Raw genomic sequence first — 4,480 nt, 5'->3', positions numbered from 1 at the left:
CTGGTCTGACGCTCAATCTGGAGCAGCAACGAGGTCTCGTCTGCGAGCGATCAATTCCTCAACGGCCAAGGCGCTCGGATCGCCATCCACTTGGCGTTGACGCAGAAATTCGAAATCGATCCCTGCTTGGTTTTTTTCAACCAAATCACCGCACCTAGCAACGAAGCTTGCGTACTCGAGGCCGCTGAATGGCCGACCTTCGGGATTGTCGATACTCGCGCCGTCTGTGCTGGCCTTCTCCACAAGAACCAACCAAAAACTGCGGGGAACGGTCGTACGATCCTCATGGCGATAGCGGTATGAAAGGATCCGCAGCAGCTCAGGCGCTCGTTCAATGAAAGCTTCGCGGACGGTGCGCATTACCTCGAATGGCGCATGGCTCATCCCGATGATGGAGCTGTTCCACGATTTACGTATGGATTGATATGGCGCTTCGATATCGACCGGATAGTTGTAAGCGAGCTGCAGAGCCAGGTCGCGAAATCCTACGCTACCCAGCTTGGCGGCCAGACGTTCGATGCCCTCCAGCTCATGAAGAGTGTTCCTATCGAGGACGATGAGGCTTCCCATGATTTTTCTAATAGCTCGCTGATATGAGTGTGGCCTGTTGGGTGTTCTGCCGTCAGTAAATGGAGTGGGTTTTTCGCTTAGACAAACGGACGTAGTTGATTATAGGTTCAAACGGCATCGTCGTCAGAACCGAGATGGTTCAGATCGCGCAGACTTCCAGCTTCTTAGTTGAGTGGAGCTATGTGGGTTGTCGATGGTAAGCGGAGCGCGCTAGCCGTGAGGAGGGAGGCCCGAAGGGCCGAGACGCCGGCGGCCTTTACGATAGTTATCCCACGAGGGCACGCACCAATCGACGTGGTCATCGTAATAACCCTTTCGGTAGGCGCTCTATGGTCTAGTGTTCCCACATCCTTGGCAAGCCCACCGGCTTAGTAGCGAAGCGATCAGCTAGGCCACCCGTGTTAGCGCACATGATATGGGATACCGCAGAGGCGAGGCCAAAAGTGCCATGCACGTCAATCGATTTTCATGCTGTCGCGGATGATTTTTCTCGGCTAAAGCTTGTACATGTGTTGCCGATAAACTACTGAATGCCTCGCCGCGATTTTTAGCGGGGCGATAATAGATAAACCAATTTAAATGAGGCGCATGTGGACGGCCAGAAATCACTACACAATCAGCTGATCGTTGTAAGCAAAGACGGCAAGGTTGAGCATTGGCTGTCCGGCCATTTGCGTAAGACGAGGGAGAGTCTATGGTGGGGTGAAAGTAACCCGTTAAATTGGGGGACGATATTCACATATAAGACGATCGAGAATGTATTAAACTCCGTTGGTGACATTGAAGGCGTCTCACTTATAAAGGCTGCTGACGCGTCAGCGCTGACCTTTCCACCAGGTCATCCTCGGGAGCGCCTCGTATACGCCAAACACCCAGTAAAGCGTGATATGTATTTTCCTCTTTCCGGCTTCCATAGATTTACCTTTGAGCATAAGTTTTCTGAAATTATGAATATTTTGGCTTCTTTGGGGGCCGTAACTATTCAAGCAGAACACGTCAAGGGATGGGGGAAAGAATTTGCATTTAATGCGACTGCGTCGTTCGCGAATTCCGAGGCTGTAAACGCCAGTGTGGGGCAGAAAGGAAGCGAAAACTCACGCCTTCTATTCACTTGCAGCTTTCCTGGCCATTCAGTGCCAGTCATCCCAAGCGACTTGGCATGGTATAAATTTGAGCCGCTTTGGCAGACTATTGCGAATAATCGAATCCAGCATGGACTGAAGCAATTTGCTTTGACCCTTTCATATACAGAAGACTACGGGATAAATGCAGCCCTGAGTGCTCAAATGAAGAAAGCCTCGTTAGAGGTAGGCGGGAACTTTGAGGAGTATCAAAGCACGGTATGGACGCTTTCAGGGACTTTCGCATAGTTGCAATCTTAAGCCTGTCAGGGCAAATTAAGCACGATGGGCTTTTTGGAATGGATTACCGCAAACGGTGGTATGGCTCGACGCGGCTGCGCAGCGTCTATAATGCCTCCAAGTAACCAGTCCGCGGAGGCCTCGGATCAAATAGGGGAAGATAGTCGATTGGCGGGCCAATATGCCGACGTGAATTGGCGGACGGCTGGTTCACTACGACCGGGACTCCTATCAGTTGAGGACTGCAGTGACTTCGTCATCGAAAACGTGTTGCCGCAGCTCGACCTACCGGCTAACGGACTGTCAATCATCAACGCTCAGGTCGCGCTTAAATTATTCTGGCTAGCCTCGATCGATCACTGGAGGTCTGCTCAGATGCGCCAGAGTGGGGCTGGGATTTCTTCTATAAGCTAGCCTACGTTGACCACTCGTGGCCTCGTTACGTCGTGGACAAGGCGACGAACCTGATCCAGCTGTTCAAGCATCTTGAGGCTGATGACATTGGTGACATGAACCTCCCTGAGCTACCGCACCATGCCTTGCCAGACGCTCGATTGATGTCCACGCTCTACCGCGAGCTCGGCAATCCTGAACCACAGATCAAGGGACGGCGGTAATGGCCACCGACAACATTTATCATCGCGAGATAGCCAGAAGAAAAGCACTCTGGGAACTGGCTCGCTTCACGCCCGGAGATCCTATGGCATCGGGTATCTTGGACGTTCTTGAGGCAATAGATGCCCAGGACACCGGTAACACACATTTGCCTGGTCGAGCTGTAAATGTTGATGAGGTTGCGAGTTCTGTCCCCGAAGAGTCGTTGCTGAGCGGAATCTGGGTTGTTCGAGAAGCGCGAATTCCACAGCCATGGCTGGAGCGTTCTCGGTGTGCGAGCGTTGGGTCGGCTCGCGTGGCTGAGGGGCCATATGCGACTGACCAGGAAAAGTTGCTCGGATAATGGAAGACCGAGATGTGCCATTTAGAAGAGCACAGATCTATACCGGCCAAACGTGGGTAGGATTCTAGCGGCATTGGCTCAGCATACGCAGGCGCGCTGATGAAGGCTCACCTTGCCCGCGCAACCGTAGGTGCAGGCCAAAGAGGCCAATCACGTCGTGCTGAAGGCCTGGAAGGCTAAACTCGGTGCAGAGGCTGTGGCGTCACAACCGCATCCTTTTAAGCATTACCCTCGTGAGCGTGCTCAGGCAAGCTGTATAAGCCTGTTGACACATCTCCGGCGCATAGGTAATCTAACCCGGTATGTGTCTGGCACCAACTCCTATTTAAGGAAAAGACCTCTTTATCGGCAACCCAAAACCCGTCGTAGAGAGCCAGAGACCCCGAGCAAGACCTCTGAAAAACCGCCTTTTTGGCGGTTTTTTTATGCCTGCTGTTCAGCTTGCCTAGCGAATTAGCCGGGTTCCGTGAGAGGGCATCTACATGCTCCATCCTTTAGGCGTCCAGAGGCGTAATCCGGATCCGAGAGCTTCCATGGGTTACCGTAACCATCGTTTGGCCTTTCACCAAGCTCGCCAGGTTACGTTTGGCCATCGCGAAGGGTAGGGTCGCGCGGCGCTTGTACGCCCGGTGGCTGGACAACCCCGCTTCACTGCATACCCATTTGAAGTGCTCATGGTTATGAGAGTCTTGGTATCCGGCAGCCAAATCGCCGTCCAACATGCCAAGCAATGAAAGCGTTCGGTCGTATTCCGTGTTTATGCGCTGGATGCTCTGCTCTGGCGTGGTAGGAGCTAGCTGCACCACCTTTAGAGGAGCAGATGTCGGGCGAATAACTCGCTCCTCCATCAGGTCTCCGCGCTTCCAGATTGGCTCCCAGTGAGAAATTCGGTTCCGGATATCGTTTACTAGCCCAACACGGGCTTCCAACCAATCCTGATTCTTGGTTAAGGCAAAGTTCCTGCTGGAGTTAGGGAAGACCAGTGGGAGGACGATTCCCCACTGCGTGTTGGTTTCCCTGCTGATGTTTGTCCAGAAGCCGAAAGTAAGATTGGACACCACATCATGGTCGGTAAAGGATGTCTTCTTCCGCAGCTTTCTCAGCGTTTTCGATAAGCCACCGTCGTTATGCTGGGGCAGGGAAAGATGGTTGTACCAATCCATCGAATCTACTACGACTTGGTTCAGCCGCTGAGAGTGAAATCTGCTTAGCTCTTGATGGTAAGCGTTACGCATAACGACTTCCACGAGGTGGATCAGGGGCACGAATGACCGTGAAACCTCGTTGTTCCACTGATAGCACCCATACACGTCTTGGTCATCGACGGCGTTAAAATAACTTCTGTAATTACGTAGGCGTGGCGCGGATAGGGCTTTGATGAAAGGGTCTACATCGAGCGGACGCATAGCCGATCCATTGCTAGGAAATCACGCATTATCGAGCGCTACGTGGCGGCATGGCAAGTAGCCAGACCTGTCTGGCAGGAAGCGACGATGGCTGCACTGGCACTACAGATCTCCTACCGTAACTGACAGATATGGCGTAGGTGAGCTCAAGCGGCAAGAGGCGGCTGCAAGCGGAGCGCGCAGGC

General features: G+C 52.9%; 4 protein-coding genes. 2 read left to right on the top strand and 2 right to left on the bottom strand.

Going from position 1 to position 4,480, the window contains the following annotated elements:
- Positions 1 to 12 precede the first annotated feature (12 nt).
- Positions 13 to 570: a hypothetical protein gene (locus G7016_RS24660; protein WP_181118393.1), complete on the bottom strand. Its 558-nt coding sequence runs from the start codon at positions 568 to 570 to the stop codon at positions 13 to 15.
- 590 nt (positions 571 to 1,160) lie between these two features.
- On the opposite strand from G7016_RS24660, the gene G7016_RS24655 reads away from it, so the two are divergent.
- Positions 1,161 to 1,940: a hypothetical protein gene (locus G7016_RS24655; protein WP_181118392.1), complete on the top strand. Its 780-nt coding sequence runs from the start codon at positions 1,161 to 1,163 to the stop codon at positions 1,938 to 1,940.
- 437 nt (positions 1,941 to 2,377) lie between these two features.
- A complete protein-coding gene (locus tag G7016_RS24650; protein ID WP_181118391.1) occupies positions 2,378 to 2,548 on the top strand; it encodes a hypothetical protein in 171 nt (56 codons plus the stop codon).
- A gap of 835 nt (positions 2,549 to 3,383) precedes the next feature.
- On the opposite strand, the gene G7016_RS24645 is transcribed toward G7016_RS24650, so the two are convergent.
- Positions 3,384 to 4,124: a hypothetical protein gene (locus tag G7016_RS24645; protein WP_375139721.1), complete on the bottom strand. Its 741-nt coding sequence runs from the start codon at positions 4,122 to 4,124 to the stop codon at positions 3,384 to 3,386.
- Between the last annotated feature and the right edge of the window lie 356 nt (positions 4,125 to 4,480).

It is taken from the genome of Pseudomonas japonica (assembly GCF_013522925.1).
GTDB lineage: Bacteria > Pseudomonadota > Gammaproteobacteria > Pseudomonadales > Pseudomonadaceae > Aquipseudomonas > Aquipseudomonas japonica_A.
The sequence above is the reverse complement of the archived record's forward strand: the minus strand, read 5'-3'. Positions and strand labels throughout refer to the sequence as shown.